Origin of the sequence: Erysipelatoclostridium sp. AM42-17 (assembly GCF_003480255.1) — a bacterium.
GTDB lineage: Bacteria > Bacillota_I > Bacilli_A > Erysipelotrichales > Coprobacillaceae > Faecalibacillus.
Map to the genome: position 1 here is coordinate 12,769 of NZ_QUIN01000024.1, position 26,291 is coordinate 39,059.

24 protein-coding genes and 4 pseudogenes are annotated in these 26,291 nt (G+C 30.2%); 23 read left to right on the plus strand and 5 right to left on the minus strand.

Annotation, left to right across the window (positions count from 1 at the left end):
• Positions 1–43: 43 nt before the first annotated feature.
• From DW911_RS09045 to DW911_RS09055, 3 genes are all read left to right on the plus strand, one after another.
• Positions 44–730, plus strand: coding sequence for a response regulator transcription factor (locus tag DW911_RS09045; RefSeq protein ID WP_118607728.1), 687 nt, complete (start codon positions 44–46; stop codon positions 728–730).
• On the plus strand, positions 723–2,405 hold the full coding sequence (locus DW911_RS09050) for a sensor histidine kinase (protein ID WP_118607729.1): 1,683 nt from the start codon (positions 723–725) through the stop codon (positions 2,403–2,405). Before DW911_RS09045 ends, DW911_RS09050 begins: the two co-directional genes overlap by 8 nt.
• 66 nt (positions 2,406–2,471) lie before the next feature.
• Positions 2,472–3,359 carry a DegV family protein gene (locus tag DW911_RS09055; RefSeq protein WP_118433473.1) on the plus strand — a complete coding sequence of 296 codons (888 nt, stop codon included), beginning with the start codon at positions 2,472–2,474 and terminating at the stop codon, positions 3,357–3,359.
• Between the two features lie 29 nt (positions 3,360–3,388).
• Here the strand turns inward: DW911_RS09055 and DW911_RS09060 are convergent, their stop codons facing one another.
• The 3 genes from DW911_RS09060 to DW911_RS09070 are packed head-to-tail and all read right to left on the minus strand — an operon-like array spanning position 3,389 to position 6,828.
• Positions 3,389–4,426 (minus strand): aspartate-semialdehyde dehydrogenase, encoded by a 1,038-nt coding sequence (locus tag DW911_RS09060; RefSeq protein WP_118433471.1) that lies wholly within the window; start codon positions 4,424–4,426, stop codon positions 3,389–3,391.
• 2 nt (positions 4,427–4,428) lie between these two features.
• The gene (locus tag DW911_RS09065) at positions 4,429–5,670 is read right to left on the minus strand and encodes an aspartate kinase (protein WP_118433469.1); all 1,242 of its coding nucleotides are present in this window, start codon (positions 5,668–5,670) and stop codon (positions 4,429–4,431) included.
• A 3-nt stretch (positions 5,671–5,673) separates the two neighbouring features.
• Positions 5,674–6,828, minus strand: a complete 1,155-nt coding sequence (locus DW911_RS09070) for a homoserine dehydrogenase (protein WP_118433467.1) — start codon at positions 6,826–6,828, stop codon at positions 5,674–5,676.
• 334 nt (positions 6,829–7,162) lie between these two features.
• On the opposite strand from DW911_RS09070, the gene thrC reads away from it, so the two are divergent.
• From thrC to DW911_RS11045, 15 genes are all read left to right on the plus strand, one after another.
• Positions 7,163–8,647 carry a threonine synthase gene (gene thrC / locus DW911_RS09075; protein ID WP_118433465.1) on the plus strand — a complete coding sequence of 495 codons (1,485 nt, stop codon included), beginning with the start codon at positions 7,163–7,165 and terminating at the stop codon, positions 8,645–8,647.
• Positions 8,648–8,656: 9 nt separating this feature from the next.
• On the plus strand, positions 8,657–9,550 hold the full coding sequence (gene thrB / locus DW911_RS09080; RefSeq protein WP_118433463.1) for a homoserine kinase: 894 nt from the start codon (positions 8,657–8,659) through the stop codon (positions 9,548–9,550).
• Positions 9,551–9,727: 177 nt separating this feature from the next.
• Positions 9,728–10,288: a manganese efflux pump MntP gene (locus DW911_RS09085; RefSeq protein ID WP_118433461.1), complete on the plus strand. Its 561-nt coding sequence runs from the start codon at positions 9,728–9,730 to the stop codon at positions 10,286–10,288.
• Positions 10,289–10,385: 97 nt separating this feature from the next.
• The gene (locus tag DW911_RS09090) at positions 10,386–11,066 is read left to right on the plus strand and encodes a tRNA threonylcarbamoyladenosine dehydratase (protein WP_118607730.1); all 681 of its coding nucleotides are present in this window, start codon (positions 10,386–10,388) and stop codon (positions 11,064–11,066) included.
• Between the two features lie 2 nt (positions 11,067–11,068).
• The gene (locus tag DW911_RS09095) at positions 11,069–11,311 is read left to right on the plus strand and encodes a hypothetical protein (RefSeq protein WP_118433457.1); all 243 of its coding nucleotides are present in this window, start codon (positions 11,069–11,071) and stop codon (positions 11,309–11,311) included.
• The gene (locus tag DW911_RS09100) at positions 11,311–12,042 is read left to right on the plus strand and encodes an alpha/beta hydrolase (protein WP_118433455.1); all 732 of its coding nucleotides are present in this window, start codon (positions 11,311–11,313) and stop codon (positions 12,040–12,042) included. Before DW911_RS09095 ends, DW911_RS09100 begins: the two co-directional genes overlap by 1 nt.
• Before the next feature lie 95 nt (positions 12,043–12,137).
• Positions 12,138–12,464: a PadR family transcriptional regulator gene (locus DW911_RS09105; protein ID WP_118607731.1), complete on the plus strand. Its 327-nt coding sequence runs from the start codon at positions 12,138–12,140 to the stop codon at positions 12,462–12,464.
• Entirely contained in the window at positions 12,457–13,122 is a 666-nt protein-coding gene (locus DW911_RS09110; RefSeq protein WP_118607732.1) for a DUF1700 domain-containing protein, read from the plus strand. The genes DW911_RS09105 and DW911_RS09110 overlap by 8 nt, the downstream gene beginning before the upstream one ends.
• Positions 13,123–13,884 (plus strand): DUF4097 family beta strand repeat-containing protein, encoded by a 762-nt coding sequence (locus DW911_RS09115; RefSeq protein ID WP_118433449.1) that lies wholly within the window; start codon positions 13,123–13,125, stop codon positions 13,882–13,884.
• The gene (locus tag DW911_RS09120) at positions 13,884–14,078 is read left to right on the plus strand and encodes a PspC domain-containing protein (RefSeq protein ID WP_118433447.1); all 195 of its coding nucleotides are present in this window, start codon (positions 13,884–13,886) and stop codon (positions 14,076–14,078) included. Before DW911_RS09115 ends, DW911_RS09120 begins: the two co-directional genes overlap by 1 nt.
• Before the next feature lie 129 nt (positions 14,079–14,207).
• The gene (rplM, locus tag DW911_RS09125; RefSeq protein ID WP_118433445.1) at positions 14,208–14,645 is read left to right on the plus strand and encodes a 50S ribosomal protein L13; all 438 of its coding nucleotides are present in this window, start codon (positions 14,208–14,210) and stop codon (positions 14,643–14,645) included.
• A gap of 12 nt (positions 14,646–14,657) precedes the next feature.
• Entirely contained in the window at positions 14,658–15,050 is a 393-nt protein-coding gene (gene rpsI / locus DW911_RS09130; RefSeq protein ID WP_118433443.1) for a 30S ribosomal protein S9, read from the plus strand.
• 239 nt (positions 15,051–15,289) lie between these two features.
• Positions 15,290–15,736, plus strand: a complete 447-nt coding sequence (locus tag DW911_RS11035; protein WP_199669472.1) for a helix-turn-helix domain-containing protein — start codon at positions 15,290–15,292, stop codon at positions 15,734–15,736.
• Positions 15,737–16,055: 319 nt separating this feature from the next.
• Entirely contained in the window at positions 16,056–16,238 is a 183-nt protein-coding gene (locus DW911_RS11040; RefSeq protein ID WP_199589161.1) for a hypothetical protein, read from the plus strand.
• A 117-nt stretch (positions 16,239–16,355) separates the two neighbouring features.
• Positions 16,356–21,110: a discoidin domain-containing protein gene (locus DW911_RS11045; protein WP_199589159.1), complete on the plus strand. Its 4,755-nt coding sequence runs from the start codon at positions 16,356–16,358 to the stop codon at positions 21,108–21,110.
• Between the two features lie 369 nt (positions 21,111–21,479).
• On the opposite strand, the gene DW911_RS11370 is transcribed toward DW911_RS11045, so the two are convergent.
• The gene (locus DW911_RS11370; protein WP_118433441.1) at positions 21,480–21,806 is read right to left on the minus strand and encodes a transposase; all 327 of its coding nucleotides are present in this window, start codon (positions 21,804–21,806) and stop codon (positions 21,480–21,482) included.
• Between the two features lie 3 nt (positions 21,807–21,809).
• A pseudogene (locus DW911_RS09170) lies at positions 21,810–22,106 on the minus strand (IS3 family transposase); the annotation flags it as partial.
• 73 nt (positions 22,107–22,179) lie between these two features.
• Here DW911_RS09170 and DW911_RS11375 point away from each other — a divergent pair.
• From DW911_RS11375 to DW911_RS09190, 5 genes and pseudogenes are all read left to right on the plus strand, one after another.
• Complete coding sequence (locus DW911_RS11375; RefSeq protein WP_118433437.1) at positions 22,180–22,347, plus strand: integrase core domain-containing protein; 168 nt, start codon at positions 22,180–22,182, stop codon at positions 22,345–22,347.
• Between the two features lie 189 nt (positions 22,348–22,536).
• Positions 22,537–22,959 (plus strand): annotated as a pseudogene (locus tag DW911_RS11380) (IS30 family transposase); the annotation flags it as partial.
• A gap of 253 nt (positions 22,960–23,212) precedes the next feature.
• Positions 23,213–24,217: a LacI family DNA-binding transcriptional regulator gene (locus DW911_RS09185; RefSeq protein WP_118433433.1), complete on the plus strand. Its 1,005-nt coding sequence runs from the start codon at positions 23,213–23,215 to the stop codon at positions 24,215–24,217.
• A 298-nt stretch (positions 24,218–24,515) separates the two neighbouring features.
• Positions 24,516–24,656, plus strand: a pseudogene (locus DW911_RS11265) (DUF1016 N-terminal domain-containing protein); the annotation flags it as partial.
• A gap of 43 nt (positions 24,657–24,699) precedes the next feature.
• Positions 24,700–25,451 (plus strand): annotated as a pseudogene (locus tag DW911_RS09190) (PDDEXK nuclease domain-containing protein).
• The last annotated feature ends 840 nt before the right edge of the window (positions 25,452–26,291 follow it).

Here is a 26,291-nt window from a genome sequence, read left to right on the forward strand (position 1 = left end):
ATATGTGAAATATGTTAAGATTATGTAAAGAGGTGGAAAGAGCATGAAAGAGTGTATATATGTTATTGAAGACGATGAAAATATTAGAGAAATTATAGAATTAGCGTTAAATAGTGCAGGATATACTGTTAAACAGTTTTCTAGTGCCATACCAGCATTAAAACAAATGCAAGAAGAGAATGTAGATTTAGCTATTTTTGATTTGATGCTACCGGAGATGTCAGGATTAGATGCTATTAAAGAAATCAGGAAGACAAATCAAGAATTACCAATTCTTATTTTAAGTGCTAAAGATCGTGAAATTGATAAGGTTAATGGTTTAGATAGTGGTAGTGATGATTATATGACAAAACCTTTTGGGGTTTTAGAATTACAAGCAAGGGTTCGTTCTTTACTAAGACGCCATCATTCTAAAAATCAAGCTATCATGACACCTTCTTTATCTTTAGATAAACAAACAAGAGTTGTTAAGAAAAATAATCAATCCATTGAATTAACGAATAAAGAATATCAATTACTTGTTTACTTATTAGAAAATCAAGATCGTGTAGTAGAACGTGATGAACTTTTAAATCATATTTGGGGATATGAATTTATAGGTGAATCTAGAGTTTTAGATGTGCATATTAGAGCCTTAAGAGCTAAATTAAATGATGATGGTAATAAGTATATTAAGACAATCAGAGGCGTAGGTTATCGTTTTATAGAAGGAAAGAAAGATTATGAATAAAGCAATATTTAAGTATTTTGCATCAGTACTCATATTAACTTTATTGTTTTCAACAACCGTCTCTATGGTTATTCTTTCAGACCAAATGTTATCTAATACTAAAAAAGATATGTTTTATGCATTAAGATTAGCTGAAAACCAAATTGATTACCAACAACCTTTAAATCAACAAATTAATAAACTTAATGATTTAGCCTATACCAATCAAACCCGACTAACAATTATTGATGAAAAAGGAAAGGTGCTTGCAGATACAGATAAAACGGCTATTAAAGAAAATCATAGTGATCGTGAAGAATTTAAGGAAGCGATGTTGCATAAATATGGATATGCTACCCGTTATTCTTCTACGCTTAGAAAAAACATGGTTTATGTGGCTTATTTTCATCGTCAACATATTGTGCGTATTGCAATTCCTTATAATGGTGTCTTTGATAATGCGGCACCATTAGTAGAGCCACTTACGATTAGTGCGCTTTTATCATTATGTATTGCTTTAGCGATGGCTTATCGTTTTAGTCAAACATTAACTCAACCACTTCGTGAAATTAGTGAAGAAGTATCTAAAATCAAAGATAATCGTTATTTGAGTTTTAATTATTATAGTTATGATGAATTTAATATTATCGCAACTAAATTAAAAGAACAGGCAGAAACGATTCAAAATACGATGGAATCGTTAAAGAATGAAAGGATCAAGATTAATAGTATTCTTGATCAAATGAATGAAGGTTTTATATTATTGGATGAAAATCAATCAGTATTAATGTGTAATATTAAAGCTAAGCAGTTATTTGATAGTCAAATGGAATTAAATCATTCAGTTGAAGATTATATTTTTGATTATAAGATTATTGATCAATTAGATACACTAGGTGCAGAACCTAAAATTGTGACAATTAAAAAAGATGAAGAAACATATCATTGTTATATTGCTAAAGTGGATTATGGAGTAACTTTACTGTTTGTTAATGTTACCGACTCAGTGAATGCTATGAAAGTAAGACAAGAGTTCTTCTCTAATGTTTCTCACGAATTAAAAACACCAATGACTTCAATTAGGGGTTATAGTGAATTATTACAAACAGGAATGATTGATAATCCTGAAGTAAAAAAACAAGCTTTAGATAAGATTCAAAAAGAAGTAGATCATATGTCATCTTTAATTAGTGATATTCTTATGATATCAAGATTAGAAAATAAAGATGTAGAAGTAGTTTTACATCCAGTTCATTTAAAACCAATTGTTGATGATATTTTAGAATCTTTACAAGTAGAAATTGATAAAAAAGGATTAACAGTCAATACAGATTTAACAGAAGTCACATATTTAGCTAATCATCAACATATGCAACAGTTAATGAATAACTTAATTAATAATGCTGTTAAATATAATCAAGACCAAGGGTCTATTAAGATTGATAGTTATGTAAGTGAACATGATTATGTTATTGAAGTGAGTGATACTGGACGAGGAATTTCTTTGATTGATCAAGGAAGAGTGTTTGAAAGATTCTTTAGATGTGATCCAGGTAGAGATAAAGAAACAGGTGGAACCGGACTTGGTTTAGCGATTGTTAAACATATTGTTCAATATTATCAAGGAACAATTCAATTACAAAGTAAGCTTGGCGAAGGGACAACTTTTAAAATTATCTTACCAATAAAAGAATAATAAAAATAGTTTGTAATTCAAAGTAATATATGATATACTTGCTCATAAATAATAAGGAGGAAGTGTATGTATCAAATAGTAAGTGACGGAGCTTGTGATTTAGGTTTAGCCAGAACACAAGAACTTGGGGTTGAAGTTGTACCTTTTTATGTAAGTATGGATAGTGCTTTATATCAAAAGGAAATTGAAGAATTAGATATTAGAGAGTTTTATCAATTTATGGTTGATCATCCTAAACAATTTCCTAAAACATCCATGCCTTCAATTCAAGACTATATTCAAGTGTTTGAAAAGATTGCTAAGCAAGGACAAGATATAATTTGTCTTTGTATTACAGCAAAGTTTTCAGGATCATATAATTCGGCTAATAATGCAAAAATGATGATTGAAGAAAAATATCCGGATTGTAAGGTGGCAATCATTGATACGACTTTAATTACTATTGATCAAGGAATGATGGTAGAAAAAGCTGTAACATTAAAAAATGAAGGCTGCTCATATGATGAAACAATTAAACAACTTCAAGCTTTAAAAGAAACAGGACGTATTTTCTTTACTATTGGTGGCATGGATTATTTGGTACATGGTGGACGTGTTGGAAAGTTATCAGGGATTGCTGCTGGAGCATTAGGTATTAAACCTATTATTTTATTACAAGATGGTGAAATATTTAATGCAGGATTAAGTAGAGGACGCAAGAAATCTTTGAAAAAAGTAAATGAAGAAATGATGAAATACTTTAAAGAAAATCAATTAGATCCTAATGATTACCGTTTTACCATAGGTTATGGTTATGATCAAGATGAGGCTTTTCAATATAAAAAGCAACTGGAAGAATTATTATTAAAAGAATATCCTGATTTTCATCAAAGTATTGGTATTGGTCAAATAGGGGCCACAATAGGAGTTCATACAGGACCTTATCCTATAGGCGTAGGAATTATAAAAAAATAGCTATCTGCTTGGCAGATAGCTATTTTCATTTATTTTAATAATCCAAGTTCAATCATTTTTAATCCGATGTCTACTGAATTGTAAGCAGCACCTTTCATTAATTGATCACCTGTAATCCATAAACTTAAGGCGTTATCTTTATATAAGTCTTTTCTTACACGACCAACATGTGTTAATTCATCACCAATAAAACTTGTTGGCATTGGATATACTTGATTAGCTAAATCATCACATAAATCAATACCTGTACTATGTTTTAATAAATCGAAGACTTTATCAACATCGATTGGTTTTTTAGTTTCAATATAAATTGATTCACTATGTCCACGTAATACGGGAACACGAACACATGTTGCATTAACTTCAATATCTTTATTAAAGATTTTTTTAGTTTCATTAACCATTTTCATTTCTTCTTTACTATATCCATTAGATAAATCAAATTTATCTACTTGAGGAATACAGTTAAAAGCAATTGGGAAATGTTTTTTATCTCCAGCACATGGTAAAGTTTTTGCTTCTGGTTCTTTACCATCTAAAACTTCACGGCTTTGGCGATATAATTCTTCCATACCAGCAACACCTGCACCAGATACAGCTTGGTAAGTAGAAACAACGATTCTTTCAATATCAAATTCTTCATCTAAACGATTTAATGCACTACACATCATAATTGTTGTACAGTTTGGACAAGAAATAATACCATGATGATCTTTTAGAGCATAACCATTTACTTCAGGTACAACTAATGGAACATCAGGATCCATTCTAAAATGGCTTGTATTATCAATGTTAACACAACCTGCTTCAACAGCGTATTTCATATATTTAGCTGAAATACTACCCCCTGCTGACCAGAATGCAACTTCAATACCTTCAAAACTATTTTCTGTTAATTCTTCAACAACAAATTTGTGTCCTTCATATTCAATTTCTTTTCCAGCACTTCTTGCAGACGCTAATAATTTAATGCTTTCAAAAGGAAAGTTAAATTGGAAAACACATCTTAACATTTCACGACCTACAGCTCCAGTCGCACCAACAATAGCAATTTTAAATTTTTTCATTTTTATTTATCCCCCTCTTTTAAAAATGCTTCATGTAATAAAACTTGTGCACGATTTACATCATCACGATCTATATAACAAGAAATATTAATTTCTGAACATGATGTCATTTCTACACTAATACCGTTATGAACTAAGGTATTGTATGCTTTTTGGAACATTCCATGATTGTTTTTAATACCCACACCAATGACAGATACTTTACCAATATGACCTCTAACGATCATTTTTTCAGGTGCTAACATTGGTTTTAATTCATTAATGATATCAACAACAGTTGTGACATCTTCATCATTAATGATTAATGATATATCCATTTTACCAGCACCAACTAATACATGGTTAAAGACATTGACATTGACTCCAGCTTCAGCGATACGTTCAAATAAAACTCCAGAAGCTTGTGTTGTCGCATCAACTTGAACTAAAGTAATACGAGCTTCATTTTGCGAACCAGTAATACCAGAAATAACTAATTGATTTAAATGCTCTTTCATAATTCTATCATCTCCTATAACATATGTTCCTTTACAATCTTCAAATGAAGAACGCGCATGAATGGCAATATTATGACTCGCTGCTAATTGAACACAACGATGATTTAACACTTTAGCACCATTTTTTGATAATTCTAACATTTCTGCATAGGAAATGTAATCTAATTTAATTGCATCAGGAACGATTCTTGGATCAGCAGTATAAATTCCATTAACGTCACTATAGATTTCTACTTCACTGGCATCAATAGCGACCCCTATTGCGACAGCTGATAAATCACTACCACCTCTACCTAATGTTGTTATTTTTCCATTTTGAGCATGTCCTTGGAAGCCAGGAGCAAATACCACATCTGCATATTTTAACTTATCAAGAATATCTTTTCCTTCAACTTGACAAATTGTAGCATTATTGAATTTTGTATCTGTGACAATTCCTAGTTCATGATTGGTTACAGTAGCAGCACGATAACCTAAATGAGCAAATTCACTTTTACAGACTAATGTTGAAATCGTTTCACCTACACTTGTTAAGCGATCCATTTCTTCATCATCAAGTTCTTCTTTTTTGACAATAGATAATAAGGTATCAGTAGCATAAGGATCATCATAACGTCCCATAGCACTGACCACAGCGACAACTTTATTTCCATTATTAATTTCTCTAATAATGTTATTGTACATTTGTGCACGACTTTCACGTGAACGAGTGGAAGTACCACCAAACTTTTGGACAATAATATTCAAAACTTATCCCCTCACTTTAAAAATAACATAATCTTCATCGTTTAAACGTGTTGTGATTTCATCTAATTCCATTTCATGAGTAATATAGATATGATCTGCTTTTTCGCTGTAATATGTTTCATAATCTACATCTAATGGCTTAGAAGCGCGAATATAGTACTTAGATTTGGTAATAGGGTAAACATGTTGACAGTCTGGATAATCATGAGACCATTTTTCTTGTTGTGATGTTTTTATGATATCACTGACAACAGCAGAAGCTGTAACATAACGTCCAGCACCACGACCATAATAAATAATATTATTAACATAATCATTATCAATTTCTACAACATTATATGAATCCATAACACTTGCTACAAGCTCATTACGATTAACAAGAGTAGGAGCAACATCAATACCAATGCCATCATTGACTTCTTTGGCTTGTGCAATCATTTTAAAACGATAACCTAATTTCTTAGCATAATCCATATCTGTTTTAGTGATATTACGAATACCAACAGCTTTGATCTTATCAAAATCAATGTATTGATGGAATCCATTTTGTGCTAAAATACAAATCTTATGAGCAGCATCAATACCATCTAAATCTAGTGCTGGATTAGCTTCAACGTATCCTAATCCATCAGCAATTGTTAAAGCTTCATCAAAGTCAAGATTTTCATTTTCCATTAAAGTTAAAATAAAGTTTGTTGTTCCATTTAAAATACCAACAATTTCTTTAGTATTATTAGCAATTAAACTTTCTTTTTGACTTACTAATACAGGTATACCACCACCTACAGATGCTTCATAGAAAATATGAACATCATTTTCTTTAGCAGCTTTAAAGATTTCTTTACCATCATGAGCTAATAAAGCTTTATTAGCAGTAACAACATGTTTTTTATTGTTGATAGCTGATAATATAATATCTTTAGCAATTGTTGTACCACCAATTAGTTCAACAACAACATCAACTTCAGGATCATTAATCACATCATGATAATCTTTTGTATAAATAATTTCTTCTGGTAAATCTACTTCCTCAAGTCCACAACCATATTTAATTGTCACTTCTTGATTAATTGTTTTTTCTAATCTTTGTTTTTCGTTAGTAAGAATTTCAACGACACCATAACCTACAGTACCTAAACCCACTACACCAATTTTCATATTTGCGCCCCCTTAATAAAAATTGACCTTATATATAAGGTCAATGTTACTTATCATAAAAACAAGAAAGATAGACCATGATTATAATAAATTTATCGAAAACATCATGTTTTTAATCGATATTTTTATGGTCATCATGCTAAAATTCTCCTTTTCTTTATATTTTTTAGATATAATATCATGATTGTATACAACAGTCAAATAAATAAGAAATAATCATCATTATTTCTTATATCATGGTATAATGAAAAAGAATATAAGATAAATTGTATACAATTATTGACTTAAAACATTTTATTCAATATAATGAATTAAATTATTGGAGGATTAAACGATGAATAAAACATATATTAGTACCCGTAATCAGCAAGATGAAATCAACTTTTATCAAGCGATTGTACAAGGAATTGGTAATGATGGGGGATTATTAGTTCCTAATTTTGAATTACAAAAGTTAGATTTAAAGCAGTTATCAACATTAAATTATGTGGATTTAGCAACAGAAGTAATTAGTACATTTGTACCAGAAGAAGGAAAAGCATTAATTAACGATGCTTGTAAAAAAGCATATGGTAGTGGTTTATTTCCTGAAGTTGTTGTTCCTGTAAAAAAAGCAGGAGATGTATATGTAGCTGAGTTATTCCATGGACAAACAGCAGCATTTAAAGATATGGCTTTATCTTTATTACCACATTTAATGACTTTATCTTTAAAACAATTAAAAGAAGATCGTGAAGTAATGATTTTAGCAGCTACAAGTGGTGATACAGGGAAAGCAGCTTTAGAAGGATTTAAAAATGTTCCTGGAACATGTATTAAAGTATTCTATCCATTAGATGGTGTAAGTTCCATTCAACAACAACAAATGGTTTCTCAAACAGGAAATAATGTAAAAGTTATTGGGATTAAAGGAAACTTTGATGATGCTCAAAGTGCTGTAAAAGTGGCTTTTGGTGATGAAAACTTAAAGGCTGTAAGTGATCAACATCATGTTTTCTTATCTTCAGCAAACTCAATTAATGTTGGGCGTTTGATTCCACAAATTGTTTATTATTTCCATAGTTATTTTGAATTAGTAAGACAAAATGAAATTCAATTAGGTGATCAAGTTAATTTCTGTGTACCAAGTGGAAACTTTGGTAACTGTTTAGCTGGATGGTTCGCTAAAAATATGGGGCTTCCTGTTAATAAATTTATCGCAGCATCTAATAAAAATAATATTTTAACTGATTTCTTTGCTACTGGAAAATATGATGCTAATCGTGAATTCTATAAAACAAATGCACCAGCAATGGATATTTTAGTATCAAGTAACTTAGAAAGATTAGTATGGTTTATGTCTGGTAAAGATGGGGGTAAAGTTAAATCATATATGGACAAGTTAAAGGAAAATGGTGTTTATGAAGTAGATGATGAAACATTTGCTCGTATTCAAGATCAATTTAAAGCTGGATATTTAAATGAACAACAAGTATTAGATACGATTAAAGAATGTTATAACACAACAGGATATTTATTAGATACACATACTGCATGTGGTTATGGAGTTTTAAAAGAATATCAAAAAGCATCAGGTGATCAAACTAAAACAGTTTTATTATCAACAGCTTCACCTTATAAATTCCCTGAATCTGTATATCAAGCTATTTATGGTGAAACATTAGATGTGTATGAAGCTATTGAAAAATTAAATGAAAAAACAGGAGTTGAAATTCCTCAACCATTAGTAGGAATTAAAGACCGTCCTGTATTACACAAAACTCATATTGATAAATCTGAAATTATTCCATTCATTCAATCTGAAATGGAAAAAATGTAGGAGGCTTATATGAAAGTTAGAGTCAGAGTTCCAGCGACCAGTGCTAACTTAGGACCCGGATTTGATGTGGCTGGATTAGCATTAACGCTATATAATACTTTTACATTTGAGTTAGTTGATGAAGGATTACATATTGTAGGATGTCCAGAACAATTCTGTAATGAAAGTAATATGACTTACCAAGCTTTTAAAGAAGCAGCTAATCATTGTGGATTAGAGTTTAACGGATTACGTATTGAATGTAGTGGCGATGTGCCTTATACAAGAGGTCTTGGAAGTAGTTCGACTTGTATTGTTGCTGGAATTGTTGGTGCCTTTGCTTTTCTTGATAAAGCACAAGATCGTCAAGAGATTCTAGAACTTGCAACAAAGATTGAAGGACATCCTGATAACGTAGCACCTGCTATCTTTGGTGGACTTACAGTATCAGTTATGGAAGAAAATAATGTTTTAACATTAAATATTCCTGTTAAGCATGAATATCGTTTTGTTGCATTAATTCCACCTTTTACTTTATCTACTGAACAATCTCGTAAAGTTTTACCACAAACTTTACCAAGACAAGATGCGATTAAAAATGTATCTCATTTAGCTTTAATGGTTGCATCATTAATCAATGGATATGATGAAGGATTAAAGCTTGGTTTTAAAGATCGTTTACATCAACCTTATCGTGGTGATTTAATCAAAGGGTATCATGAAATTATGGATGCTTTAGAAAAAGATGAAAAGATATTAGGATGTTATCTTTCAGGAGCAGGACCTACTTTAATGGCTGTTATTAAAGAGGAAGATAAAATGGGTGTAGTTCGTTTAAAAGAAGAACTAGGTGATTTACTTACTGATTGGCAAGTTGTTAAACTTGAATTAGATCAACGTGGTTATACTTGTGACTATGAATAAAATAATGCTTGTCAAAAAGTTGACTTTCATGTAAGATTGATTACGTAATGAGGGAGTAGTCGACACGCAAGTGTGGCAAGTCAACATACTGATTGAAAAATCTGGTTTGCATTAAATGATGAGACTCATGTACAGTTTTTTACTGTGCATGGGTCTTTTTTGTAAGGAGAAGGAAAGATGACAATTTTACAATTATTTTTATTAGGGATTGGTTTAGCTATGGATGCTACAGCGGTATCAATTTGTAAAGGATTGAAAATGAAGAAAGTAGATTATCGCTATATGGTGTTGATTGCAGGAGCTTTTGGTATTTTTCAGGCGATTATGCCTCTAGCTGGTTATTATTTAGGATCAACTTTTAGTTCTTATATAACAAGTATTGATCATTGGATTGCTTTTATTTTATTAGGTGTGATTGGTGGTAAAATGATTTTTGAAGCATTTGAAAATGAAGAAGATGATAGTGGAATCAGTTATGATTTAAAAGAAGTTCTACTTTTAGCCATAGCAACAAGTATTGATGCACTGGCTGTAGGAATTACTTTTTCATTTTTACAAGTTAATATTTGGATTGCGATTGCAATTATTGGGATGACTACTTTTGTTTGTTCTGTTATTGGTGTTTTTGTTGGAAATCGTTTTGGTATACGTTATAAAAGTAAGGCTGAAATTGTTGGTGGAATTATCTTGATAGCAATCGGTGTTAAAATACTAGTTGAACATTTAGGTTTATTTTAAGCTGCTTAGCAGCTTTTTTTATTAGTTAATAATTAAGACATGTCTTTACTTTATAATCCTTATTGTTTAGGATATAATAGCGTTGTTGGAGGAATTTATGGAACAATTTTCAAGAAGTATAAAATTATTAGGTAATGAAAAAATCGAAATATTACAACAAAAGAAAGTTGCTGTTTTTGGCTTGGGTGGTGTTGGCAGTTATGTGGTTGAAGCGTTATGTCGTTTAGGTATTGGTGAACTGGTACTTGTAGATCATGATACTGTAGATATAACGAATTTAAATCGTCAGATTTATGCATTACATTCTACAATCGGTCAAAAGAAAGTAGACATTGCTAGACAACGATGTTTAGATATTAATCCTCATCTTAAAATAACAACGTATGATCAGTTCTATTTACCTGATCAAGGATTAGAATATATGTTTACTGATTGCGATTATGTTGTTGACGCGATTGATACGGTTAAAGCTAAATTGGCTTTAATAGAGAACTGTGATCATTTAAATATACCTATTATTTCTTCTATGGGAACAGGAAATAAATTAGATCCAAGTCTTTTTGAAATTACGACAATCGAAAAAACAAGTGTTTGTCCACTTGCTAAGGTCATGCGTAGAGAATTAAAAAATAGAGGTATTAAAAAAGTCAATGTTTTATATTCAAAAGAACCAGCTATCAAAACAGGTGATGCCACTCCAGGAAGTGTCAGTTTTGTACCAAGTGTTGCTGGTTTAATGATTGCAGGTTTTGTAGCAAAACAATTAATGGAGGTATAGAAATGGAAGGAATTGTACAATTAGATAAAACAAAAGATTTAGAAAGATGTAAAGGAATCGTTAAAGATATTTTATTAGAAGAAGTGTCAGATGAATTACTTACAATTATTACTAATGAAGTGATGGATACATGTATGTTTATTGGTGGTGATTTTGCTGATGATAATATTAAAGATATTGCTCGTCAATATGTTGTCAAAGGTGGTATTGAAAGAGTAAAGAAAGCATATGGGGTTAACGAATAATGCAACATTATTGTGAAATTCCCACACCTAAAGGAACATTAAGAGGATTTTTTCATAAACCAGCATGTGATCATCATCCAGTATGTTTGATTTTTCATGGTTTTACAGGTCAAAAAACAGGTACTAAATTTTGTTATGTTCAATTATCTAGAATGTTAGAAGCTAAAGGAATTGCCTCTTTTCGCTTTGATTTTTTAGGTAGTGGTGAAAGTGATGGTAACTTTGTTGATATGACTTTTAAAGATGAATTAGCTTGTGCTAGAGTTATTCTTGAAGAAACAATGAAAATGGAAAATTGTACAGAAATTTATGTATTAGGTCATTCAATGGGTGGTGCTGTTGCAAGTGAACTGGCAAAACTTTACCCAAATGTGATTAAAAAGTTAGTATTATGGGCACCGGCATTTAACTTACCTGCAGCTTTAGAATATTTGACAGGACAAGTTGAAAGAAGTGAAAGTTATGATCATAATGGTTATGAGATTTCGGATGCTTTTGTAGAAGATATTTTAAGTCGTGATTTTTATCAAGATTTAGACACTTATCAAAACGACTTACTCATTATTCATGGAACGAAAGATACAACAGTTCCTTATCAAATAAGTGAAAAGTATTTAAAACTATTTCATGATCGAACAAAATTTATTTCGATAGAAAATGGTAATCATAATTTTGATCATTTGCCTGATATTAAGTATGTTTTAAAATCATCTTTAGAATTTTTAGAATAATGTGTGTATACACATTATTTTTTTGTTTATAATTATGTTGCAATACAATATTATATGACATATAATATTGTTGATCAAAGAATAGGAGGATCAAAATGATATTTAATACAGGTGCGGCTTTGTTAGATGCAATTGTTTTAAGTGTTGTGGATCAAGAACAAGAGGGAACATATGGCTATAAAATAACCCAAGATGTAAGGAAAGGGTTAGATGTTTCAGAATCAACACTTTATCCGGTTTTAAGAAGATTGCAAAAGGATGGATGTTTAGAAACTTATGATCGTCAAATTGATGGTAGAAATAGAAGATATTATCGTATTACGAGTAATGGCAAAGTGACATTACAAATGTATAGAACAGAATGGGAAAAATATACCGATAAGATTAATTCATTATTAAAAGGAGGGGATAATAATGAATAAAGAAAAATTTTTAAAAGAATTAGATTATTTATTGCAAGATATTGATGAGGATGAAAGACAGGATGCACTTAATTATTATCGTGATTATTTTGAAGATGCAGGAAAAGAACATGAACAAGATATTATTGAGGAATTAGGTTCACCAGAAAGAGTTGCAGCTATGATTAAAGGTGGTCTTAATCAATCATTTGAAAAAGGTTTTGAATACAGTGAATCAAGTATTTATAATGATGATTACAATCATAAAAACAATGTTGTAGAAAATACTAAACAAAAAGAAAACTTTAATGAAAGAAACAATAATATTTTAAAATTGATTGTTATTATTTTAGCGGTTGCAGTGCTTTTACCAATTGGAGGGCGCATAGGACATTTATTACTTGCTGCCATAGGAATCTTTGTGGCTTTACTTATGATTTGTTTGTTTGGTACGATTGGACTTTTTGTTGTGACAGTTGTTTGTGTCATAGCAGCTATTAATATGTTTGCTGGTGGATTGATTGGTGGCGGACTTGTTATTTTAGCGATAGGTTTATTACTTGTATCACTTAGTTATATTACATCATCAATGACAATAGGGATGGTTAAATTTTTACCTAAAGCAATTCGTTCAGTTATTGATGCTTGTAGTCAAATTCTACACAAGGTGGTGAAATAAATGAAAGTATATAAGAAATTAGCTGGATGTTTTTTAGTTATTGGAATTATACTAGGTCTAATTGGGATAAGTATGAATGGATTATCTCAGATTAAATTAGATACGCATCATGTTGAAAAATATGCTCGTACTTTTACATTTGGAAAAACATGTGATGTTAATGAAGAAATGGCTATTGATGGAAATAGCGACATTTCAATTGAATTATCAGCAGTTGAAGCGAAAATTGTATATTATGATGGTGCAACTCTTAAAGTTGAAGCTAAAAACGTAAAAAGAGATTATACCTTTGATAATGATGATGGTGATATTGATATTATTTTAGAAGGAAAATCTAATATGACTCATAAACCTAAAGCAACGCTTTATATTCCTCGCCATTATCAATTTAAAGATGCAGATTTAGAAATCAATGCGACAAGTTTAAATATGGAAGGGATTGAATGTAACAACTTATCAATTGAACATAATGCCGGAAGCCTTACTATAAACCAAGTAACATGTCATCAAGGTATGGATGTAGAAAATAATGCTGGAGATGTAGTAATAAATAATATTTTATGTAAGGATTTAGATTTAGATAATAGTGTTGGTTCAATGAAAGTATCAATGGCAGAGAGCAGAGAACATTATACAATTGATAAAGATGGCGATATGAGTTCTATTAATATAGAAGGTGGAAATGGTGTTCATGGAGAAAATAAGATTGAGATTAATTGTGATTTAGGAAATATAGATGTAAGTTTTAAGGAGGTATCTTAATGCAAGAAAAAAGGTTATATCGTACAAAAGATGAAAAGATGATTGCTGGTGTTTGTGGTGGGATTGCAAAATATTTTCAAGTTGATCCATCACTTGTAAGGTTAGCAGTTGTATTATTATGTATGTATGCGGGAACAGGTTTACTTGTTTATTTAATTGCAGCATTCATTATTCCTGAAGAACCAGCGCAATAGTAAAAATATATGATTTTGTCGTATTATTTTGTTGACATTAAGTTTTTGATTTCATATAATTAAAAAGGTTTCATAGGCAAAAACCTTTTTAAGTCCCCGGTAAGGATAAACAAAGGAGAAAAAGAAAAAATGAGACAAACAACAATGGCAAATGCTGCCACAATCGAAAGAAAATGGTATGTAGTTGATGCAGCTGGGCAAACATTAGGTCGTTTAGCTTCAGAAGTTGCTACTGTGTTAAGAGGAAAAAATAAACCTACTTACACACCACACGTTGATACTGGTGATTATGTAATTATTATCAATGCTGAAAAAGTAGTTATGACTGGTAAAAAATTAGATAACGTTAATTATTACCATCATACAGGATGGTTAGGTGGTTTAAAAGTTAAATCAGCTAGACAATTCTTAGAAACTAATCCAACTGGATTTGTTGAAGCAGCAGTAAAAGGTATGTTACCACATAACACATTAGGTAGAAAACAAGGGATGAAATTATTTGTATATGCTGGAGATAAACATCCTCATGCAGCACAAAATCCTGTTGAAATGAAAGTGAAAGGGTAAGAGGTGAAGATAATGGCAAACGTACAATATAGAGGAACTGGAAGAAGAAAATCTTCTGTAGCACGTGTTATCTTAACACCAGGTACAGGTAACTTTGTAATCAATGGACAAGCTGCAAAAGATTATTTACCATCAGATGTATTATTAATGATTGTTAATCAACCATTAGAATTAACTACTACTCAAGACAAATTTGATGTTAGTGTTAATGTTTATGGTGGAGGGTACTCAGGACAAGCTGGTGCAATCCGTCATGGTGTAGCTAGAGCATTATTAGAAGCTGGGGAAGATTATAGACCTCAACTAAAAGCCGCTGGATTCTTAACTCGTGATTCACGTGTTAAAGAACGTAAGAAATACGGTCTTAAAAAAGCTCGTCGTGCTCCACAATTCTCAAAACGTTAGTAATAAATGTTGTGAGAAGATTAGAGAAGTATTTAGACTTTGTGAGAAGCTAATATGCTTCTTTTTTTATTAAGATAATTTATCATAACAAGTGCAACACAATATAAAAAGGCCCACAGAAATTATTATGTTAAAATGTAAGTGACTAAACAAACAATTAACAGGAGGTAATATCTATGAGCTATAAACAGCTTACCATACATGAACGTTGTTATATCTATTAATTTAAAAATTCTCGCATGGGAGTAAGAGCAATTGCAAAAGCTTTACATCGTTCACCAAGTACTATTTCAAGTGAGATAAATAGAAATAAAATTGAATCTGGCAGTAAAGGGCGATTATATATATATTATCCTCATAAGGCACAAGACTTATATGAATCAAGAAAGAAAGAATGTCATAGTAAGACAATTATTGATACTAATGTATTAAATTATATTGAAGAAAAAATAAAATTGCACTGGTCACCTGAACAAATTGCAAACGGAAATGAAAAGGTAATTTGTGTACCTTCAACTTCTACCATTTATAGGATGATTCATAGAAAACAAATTAAGCAAATCACTATGAAACATTTAAAAAGAAAGGATCATTTTAAACGTCCTGCAGAAAAAAGAGGAAAATTCAATGATGGTGGAAGAACTATAAAAAACGTCCTAAAGAAGTATACCAACGTAAAGGATTAGGGCTTTGGGAAATCAATACAGTCGAATCTGGAAGAATTAATCGTAAAAGAAAAAATAAATATTGTTTTGTCACATTGTCAAAACATAAATCAAGGTACTGTATAGCGCTATTATTACCTGATAGAAAGGAAGGACATGTGACTTCAGCAATTATCGAAACCATAAAAAATTTTCCTGATGAACTTGTTAAAACCATCACATTTGATAGAGGAAAGGAATTTACAGGTTATGAAAAATATAACAAGAATTAAACTGTAATACATATTTTTGTGACTTATATTATGCGTGGCAAAAAGAAACAAATGAAAATACAAATGGATTGCTTAGAGAATTTTATCCTAAAGGTATGGATCTATCAAAAGTGGATGAAGATGAATTATCCTATTATTTAACCATCATGAATGATTGGCCAAGAAAATGCATTCAATATAAAATACCTAAAGAAATCATGTTTCTTACATTAGGTGTTGCATTTAATTTAACAAATAATCCATATAAATAAATGAACTAAACATATATTATACTTATATTCAAGATAAATATCGAATTTTTCAAGTAAATATATGTTGTGATTTTATTTACGAATGATTATTATTGATATTAGAAAGGGAGGATTGAAATGAATTTAAAAAGGAAATTATTAATAGGTTCTTTGACTTGTTTAATGACAATATCCAATACATGTATTGTACATGCTAAAGAACCTAACATCGGAAGAAATCTTGAACAAAGATTGTTAGAAGTAGTTGAAGATATGCCTAATATTCCCAGTAACTATAAATTAATTGATTGGGAAGACAGAGGAAAAAAATTAACTGAGTTTGTATTTGATCATACTGCTACTAACTTTGATGAAAATACCGAATTTTCAGTAAAAGATAATCGAAAATTTTCAACGATTTATCGTGATGATAAATATGGTGGATATATGATTCCAGCATTTTACGGAGAAAATAGACCTATTGTTGATAGAGAAATTGATGGCAAAATCCATGATGGTGAAGATGATCAAGAATCAATTTCTGTTACGAGTGCACTCATCTCTGCCTCACTATTAGGAATTGATATGAATAAAGAATTACCAGAAGAATTAAAAGGTAAGAGCACAATTGAAAATGGTTATGAAATTAATACATATTTAGATAATGAATTAAAATATTATTGGAATAAAGATGGCGTTATTACGAATGTGCCTAATGGTTCTGATAGTAAATTACAAAACACAAATGTTTCAAACGCATATGGTGATTTCTGGTATTTATTAATCGCTAATCAAAATTTCTTTAGACTATCTGAATTAAATCCTGAATGGCGACCAGAAGAAGTTAAAGAGATTCAAAGATCAATTGCTGATAAAATGGTTGAAATGATTGATGTATTAAAACAAAGAAGCAAAGAGACTGGTAAAGGTTTATTCGATATCCAATGCTTCGATTTTGAAAACATGAAAGCCGTTGAACCTGGATGGAGACAACCTGATGCTGCAACTGGAACAGCAAGTATTCTTTATTATGCTTATAAAATATTTAATGAAGATAAATATTTAACTTATGCCAAAGAATGTATGGATTATTTACAAGACTTAGAATCAAATCCATATTATGAAAATATGCTCATTGATGCTGTATACTTAGCTGCAATGATGAACGCTGAAGTAGGAACAAACTATGATATTTCAAAGTTTTGGAATTGGATTACAACAACTTCTAAGAGTTCTGTAAGAAATTGGGGAAGTGTTAATTATTCACAAGATGGAATAGATGTTTATGGAATGACTGGTGAACCTAATAACGGATATTCATATTTCTTTAATTCTATCTATCCATTAACATCAATTTTACCTGCTGCTAAATATGATCCAAGTTATGCAAGAATGGCAGGTAAATGGGCGATTAATATTGCTAATGCTTCAAAATATTTCTTACCTAGTGAATGGAGCACTGAACATCAGACAGATGGCGAATTTAAAGGTCAATTAGAAGAAAGTGTTTTAGCATATGAATCACTTAGAAAAAATGATAAAGGGAAAAACTTTTATGCAACAGGAGATGCAAAACAAAATGCAACTGGAGGCTGGATGGCCGGAGAAAATACAACAAATTTTGGATTATATGGTGGTTTCTATACTGGTTTCTTAGGTGCATTAGTTAAAGAAACAAATGTTGAAGGTATTTTAAAATTAGATTGCAACAAAACAGATTACTATCAAAATAATATGTATCAAACATATTTATATTACAATCCATTTATGGAAACTAAAGAAGTTGAAATAGATTTAGGAAACAAATATTATGATATATATGATTCTGCTGCTGGAATGTATTTAGCTAAAAATGTTACAGGAAAACAAACATTTAAAATGTTAGCTGATTCCGCACGTGTTATTGTATTAACTGATCCAAATAGTACAGTAGAATATCAAGATAATACAACTTATATTAATAATAAGCTTGTTGCACACTCAGATGCCAAAATACTAGAAGATCAAGGAACTGAACTTATTACAGATATAAGCATCGAAGGACCTGATCAAATTACACAAAGAGGACAAATTGCTAAGTATAATGCTGTTTTAACTCCAAGTGATAATATAATGGATCCAAGAATAATTTGGAGCATTACTGACGAAAATGGACAACCAACTGATAAAGCAGAGATATCAAAAGATGGTGTTGTTACTGTTAAAAAGAATGGTAAAATTAAAGTTATTGCAAATTCAATAGATGGTAGTGGTGTAAAAAGTGAAAAATTAGTTACAATTTCAGGACAAACATTAGCAAGTTTGTCCCAAGGGAAGCCAACTGTTACATCTTCTGTCAATGATAATCATAATGGGAATTTAGCAGTTGATGGTGATGCTACAACACGTTGGAATGCTAATCCAAGTGAAGACCATCCATGGATTTATGTAGATTTGGGAACGACAGCAAAATTAGACTTGATTATTTTAAGTTGGGAAACTGCTCGTCCTCCAAAATATGAACTTCAAGTTTCATCTGATGCACAAGATTGGAGAACAATAGCTACTGTTGATGATGAAGGAAACTCTGAAAAAACTGTAAGATTTGAATTTAACGAAGAACAATCAGAAGGAAGATATGTTCGTATTTATACAAATCAGAAATCTAATTATGGGGCTTCATTATATGAATTTGATGTTTATGGAAAATATAACATTGATGTACCTGTAGGTTCAATTGAGATAAATTCAGAGAATAATGTTGGTACTATTACTACAAAAAACAAACCACTTCAACTATTTGCAACAGTACAACCAGAAAATGCAACTGATAAAAGAGTTGAATGGTTTGTAACGGATGTTGATGGATCTGATACTGATTTGGCAGAGATTACTTCATCAGGAAAATTAATTCCTTTAAAAAATGGTACTGTAAGAGTCACTGCAAAAGCTGTTGATGGAAGCAATAAAGAAGGATGCATGGACATCATATTACAAAATCAAGACAAAGAGAATTTAGCATTAAATAAAAAAGTCTATGTTTCAAACTCTGAAGGTAGTAATCCAGGTCAAAATGCAGTTGACGGAGATACAAACACTCGATGGGCTGCAGGCGTACAAGATGACAATCAATGGATTACAGTTGATTTAGGTGATATATACAATATTAATAAAACTGTTTTATATTGGGAAAATTCATATTTAAGTGAATATAAAATCCAAGGCTCAATGGATAATGTACATTTCCAGGATATTTACGTTCAAAATAATAGTAAAGGTGAAGTAGAAGAGATCGTCTTTGATGATACACCAACTAGATACGTAAGAATTCAAAGTATAAAAAGAGGTACAAATTATGGACCTTCTCTCTGGGAATTCCAATTATATGGAACATTATATGAAAAAACATATGTACAAGATATTGAAATTAGAACAGAAACTGGAAAAAATGAAATTAATACGAAAAACAAGCCATTGCAAATGAGTGCAATTATAAATCCTGATGATGCAACTGTTAAAACTGTAGAATGGTCTGTCTACAATAAAGATGGTAGTGAAACAGATTTAGCAACAATTACTGCTGATGGTAAACTTATTCCTAAAGAAAATGGAATTGTTAAAGTTGTTGCAAAAGCAACAGATGGAAGTCAAGTTGAAAAGAGTATTGAAATTAAAATAACTGGTCAAGATGCACAAAATATTGCTTTAAACAAAAATATAACTGCTACATCTGAAGATGGAGGTAATCAGGCAATAGATGCTATTGATGCAAACTACATCTCACGTTGGGCATCAAATGCAAACAACGATGAATCTATAACTATAGATTTAGGAAGCTTATACTATGTCAATCAAGTTTCTTTAGCTTGGGAAGATGCTTATGGTAAAGAATATAAGATTGAAGGATCACTAGATGGTAACGAATTTTTTGAGATTCAACATGTTACTGATGGTGATGGAGAGATAGACAATATTTATTTTGATAGCAAACTTTTACGTTATGTAAGAATGCAAGGAATTGAAAGAGCTACTCAATATGGATATTCTATTTATGAATTTGAAGTTTATGGAAAAGCTTTAAAAGAAGATTTACGTATTTTATATGATGCAGTCAAAGATACTGATGAAGCATTATATACACCAAAAAGCTTTGAAGCATTTAAAAAAGCTTTAGATACAGCAAAAGCTGTATTAGAAAAAGAAGAAGTCACTGAACAAGAAGTTAAAGAAGCTTATGATGCTTTAACATCAGCTAATGAACAATTGCAATATAAAGCTGATAAAACATATTTAAAAACGCAATTGGATAAAGCTCATACTTTAAAAGAATCTGAATATACACCAAATAGCTATGCTCAGTTTAAAAAAGTATTGTCCAATGCACAAAAAGTCTATGATAATGAAAATGCCACTCAAGAAGAAGTGCAAGAAGTAGAAAAAACATTGAAAGATGCCATTGAAAAGCTTGTTTTAAAAGCTAATAAAACAGAGTTAGGAGAACTAATCAAGAAAGCTAAAGGACTCAACTCTAAAGATTATACTCCTGAAACTTTCAAGACATTGAATGAAGCACTTATCGAAGCTCAAAAAACTTACGATAATGAAAAGGCTACTCAAGAAGACGTTCAAAAGTCATATGTACAACTCAAAGATGCTTATGATGGTTTAAAGAAAGTTGAAGTTAATGAGTCTGGTAACCCTGCAATACCTTCCAATCCAAATGACTCAAACAAACCACTAAAACCTTCTGACTCTATTCAAACTGATAGTGAAAACCGTAATGTCAATGGAGATACAGTGGATACAAGTGATTCTTCAATCATTATCCCTGGTATAATTGCTATTGCAATTTCTGGACTTGTAATTCTAAAATTAAAAAGAAATAAAAAGGCATTTCTTAAAAATAAAGTATAAATAAAAAAATCACTTGTTAAAATTTAAATTTGGTTACTTTTGAACGATTGGCTTTTATGATATCTTGAAATTTCACATGTAGATTCTAAATTATTTTAAGATTCATATATTATGATTTTAAAAAATTAAAAATTATTACATTGTATTGATAAAACGGTCTAATCATCTTTAGAAGGGGTCTAACCTAAAAAGCTTTTAATTCATAGTGGAGTATTTTGGTAATTTAAATAATCATAAGGTGGATTTGAAAAATCTTTAAATTTATTTATAGTTATTTGCCAGAAATTTATAAAATTATTATATGGTTTTAAAAAAGTGAATCAGATAATTGATTCACTTTTTGCTCGCTTTTTTTGTGTTGTATTTTCCTCATTCTTTTCCTTTTCCTCTTACAGAAAACACATCCAATATTTTTTCGTTGTATGTTTCTAATCTGTTGAGTATGTACATTGCCCTATTTCTAAATCTTTTGAAATTGGAATATCCATTAGCTAATTCTAAAATAATATGAATATATTTGTTTCTTCCTTCTATTGGACCATTAGATAATTTCCTGTTATCATATTTTATGAATGAATTGATAATTTCTTTCTTCCAGGATTCTAGAGTGTTTCCTAATTTTTGCAAACCAACAATCGTACTGAGTTTATTGATATTGTCAATCGGGGATGCGGATATTTTTTTGACTAATTTAATACTTTAAACCCAGTAATCTTCTCTTCGATAATCTTTTGGACTTTTATATTCTAGAGAGCTTTTAATCCTCTTGGAATTATACCACATGATATATTCATTTAACTGTTTCATGAATTCTTCAGTTGATATATTTCTCCAGTCTCTATGATAATAGAATTCGTTTTTCAATCTGCCAAAAAAACCTTCACAATGCTGAGTTATCTGGTGAACATCCTTTTTGGACATTAATCTTATTAGTGAATTTTCTTCCATAAGTTTTATCCATTCTAGCCATCGGTAGTGTGCTCCTCTATCCGAATTATATCGAATTCAGTATAATAGTGATAGAGGAGTCCAGTTTACATCAAAATCATATTATAATCTAACAGTTGGAATGATATCTAGTTATTCAAAAAAAGGAAATCTATGGGATAATGCCTGCATAGAATCATTTCACTCATTAATTAAACGAGAATGGTTAAATAGGCAAAAAATAGAGAATTGGAATCATGCATATCGACTCTTATTTGAATATATAGAAGGTTTCTACAACACTGTTTGAAAAGACTCACATTGTGATTACCTGTCACCAAATGAATATGAGCAAAAATATTACTGGAATAATTAAATTCTTCCATTTAAGTTGTCCGAAATCTTGCCATAGTACCAAATTCAATGATGGTGAAAGAACTATAAAAAACGTCCTAAAGAAGTATATCGACGTAAAGAATTAGGACATTGTAAAGCTTATACTGTTGAATCCAGAAAAATTGATCATAAAAGAAAAAGTAAATATTGTTTTATCACATTAACCAAGCGTAAATCAAGGTACTATATAGCGCTATTATTACCTGATAGAAAGGAAAAACATGTAAGTTCAGCAATTATCGAACCCTTAAAAAATTTTCCTGATGAACTCGTTAAAACCATCACATTTGATAGAGGAAAGGAATTTTCGGGTTGTGAAAAAATAGAGCAACAATTAGACTGTAATAGATATTTTTGTGACTCATATTGTGCATGGCAAAAAGGGATGAATGAAAATACAAATGGTTTCCTTAGAGAATTTTATTCTAAAGGTATGGATTTATCAAAAGTGGATGAAAATGAATTGTCCTATTATTTAACCATCATGAATTATCGACCAAGAAAATGTCTTAAATATAACACCTAATGTAAGTTATATTTAATTTGACAAATTATCTTTAAAAAAAGAATATACTCTAAACCATGACAGAAGAAACATTTATTTTCTTCATGTATAAAATGTTTGATGATATTGATTAAAACCCCACTATAAAAACAATGTATAAACTTTAAAAAATCATCATTGCTTTTACAATAATAATTTTGAATTAATTAGTCTAATCCTCTTTCTTGATTATATTTTCTTTTTAATGTTATAATAATAAATAGGATGTGATAAGATGAGTAAAACAACGATGAAAGATATAGCAAAAAAATTAAATATCTCTATTAATGCTGTTTCACTTGCATTGAATGATAAAGATGGTGTTTCTCAAGAATTGAGAATGCAGATTCTGGAATTAGCAGTCACAATGGGATATTCACAAAAAAAATTAAACGCGAAAACAATACTGAAAAATAAAACTATCTGCGTTATGATTGAAAATAAGAAGAAAAATGATAAATATTATTATTTGGATATACTCAAAAACTTAAAAAAGGAAGCTAATATCTTTGGATATCGTATTTTAGAGGAATATTATTCACTTGATAATTTTATCATACCTAAATGTATCAGTGAACAACATATTGCTGGAATTATTTTATTAGGAAAAATATCACAAGAAATCATATATCAGCTCAAACTGTATACTCAACACATTCTTTGTATCAATCATTCTATTCCTTATATGAATATAGATTATATTATTACAAATGATTTTTTAGGTGGTTATTTAAGTTGTAATTATTTAATAAAAAAAGGTTGTAGGAACATTGGGTTTATTGGTGACATTGAAAAATCACCTAATTTTAAACAACGATTCTATGGATATAAACAATGTATGATTAATCACTTTTATCCTAAAAAATATGAACTTATATATTTAACAAAAGGTATTGAACAAGCTGTTTTAAATAATGATTATCAGTATATTCAAAAGATGCTATTAACTTATAGGAAAATGCCTGAAGCTTTTGTTTGTGTGAATGATCGTAATGCTGCAGTGGTCATAAAAGCTTTGCAGTACAATGGATATAAAGTTCCTCAAAATATTAAAATCATTGGCTTTGATAACATGGAATTTTCTTCTCGTATAACTCCATCACTTTCTACATTAGAAGTTAATAGGCAAATCATCGCAAAAAAATCTATAAAAAGAATTCATGAAATGATTTATGAAAATACAATTCCTGAAACAATCATGTTATCACCATGTATAATTGAAAGGCAATCAACACAATAATAGAGTAGAGGAAAGAACTTAATCTTCACCTCTCTCATTACTCCATACGTACTGGTCTCGTATACGGTTCTACATTTATATGTTAATCCAACCTATCTTAGGAAGTATTCTAGAGGATTGAGCAAGTTTAGGTACTTCTTTTTTTTTTTAGAATTAAGAGTATAATAGTGATAATTCATATTGAAAGGAGTATTTGAGTGTGGTGGAGAATAATTTGTTAAACAATGAAGTATTGGTAAAAGAAATCACTAGTATTATCACAAATGCTAGAAATAATGTTATTTAAAATGTAAATAATGAGTTAATTAATGCATATTGGAATATAGGGCGTATCATAGTTGAGAATGAGTTAAAATCCGGGCGTGGTAAATATGGAAAAAAGCATTTACTTATCCTATCAAAAACTCTTACAAATAAATTTGGAAAAGGGTTTTCCTGAGCGAATCTTCAAACTATGAAATTGCTTTATTTGAAATATCCAAATTGCAAAAACACTGTCTAGCAAATTAAGTTGGTCACATTATTGTGAATTGTTGTATATTGCAGATGACGATAAACGAAATTTCTATGAAAAAGAAGCAATAAATGCAAATTGGTCTGTAAGAGAATTAAAGAGACAGATTAGCGTTTCGTTATTTGAAAGATTATTGTTGTCAAATGGTGATGCAAATAAAAAGAATGTTTTTGAATTAGCGTTGAAAGGAAATGAAATTGCTAAACTGGAAGATATAGTAAAAGATCCATATGTTTTTGAATTTCTTGGACTTCCAGAATATAAACCGATGATGGAATATGATTTAGAAGAAGCACTTGTTAGGCAAATCGAAAAATTCTTTTTGGAAATAGGAAAAGGATTTATGTTTGTGGGAACAAGCAAAGAGTCACGTTTGGAAATACGCATTATTATGTGGATATGGTTTTTTATAATAAGATTCTAAAATCATATGTATTAATTGAATTAAAGACAATTAAATTGATGCCTGAAGTAGTTGGTCAACTTAATATGTATTTGAATTATTATGCAGCAGAGATTAACGATGAAAATGATAATCCTCCAATTAGGTTGATTTTATGTACTGATAAAGGTAATGTGGATATGCAGTATGCATTAGGGGGCTTAAGTAATAATATTTTTGCTTCAAAATATGTAACATATGTGCCTGATAAGGAACAATTAATTGCTCAAGTTGAAGCTGTATTATCTTTCAATGATAATAAGGAAGAATTGATTTAAGATGTTTTGTGTTGCATTGGCAATGCAACAAGTAAGCGACAAAATGGCTTTAAAACCCTTATTTTATAAGGTTTCGGAGTTCTCAAAACGTTAATTTATACGTTTATTCAGAGAAATTCAAAAAACTCAAGTCGATATTTCGATTTGGGTTTTTTTGTAAAATGAAAATGAGTACAATGTTTATTGTGTTTTGAAATGAACTTGCATATTAAAATATGAAATGCTATAATTTGGTTGCAAATCAGAAAACAATTGCATCAAAACGAAAAGGTAAGGATGAGTAAGATCCTTACCTTTTCTAACTTTTAGAGTGGTCTAACACTAGGCTAGTTATCGCTTAAATCTTTTGTCTAACCATTTGCATATGTAGTAAACTAAAACACCTGCCATGACAGATACAACTAAATCAGAAAACAATTAACATCACCTCCTTTCAGGGAGGACGATAACAAACTAATTATATCAAATATTGTCGATAAAGAATATAAGATAGAAAGTTATTATAAAATTTAAGATAATAAAAAAGAAGGAACATGTCCTTCTATACTTTAACGCCCTACACTTATGGCGGTAGGAGCCGTACTGTTCGGTAATAATTACCTTTAAATAAATTATATGTAATTGACTTCGTGTGTCAAGATTGATAAGAAAACGATAATATTATTTTCAATTTAGATTCTTATAAGATATCTAGAAAAGTATTTGGACTTTGTATGAAGTTTGGGTACTTCGTTTTTGTGGTGAAGGGGTATAATGTGATTAAAATAGAAAAAGATTAGGGAATGATTATGGATAGGTTACACTTTATTGGACAATTCTAAAGAGAACTGTTTATAATAA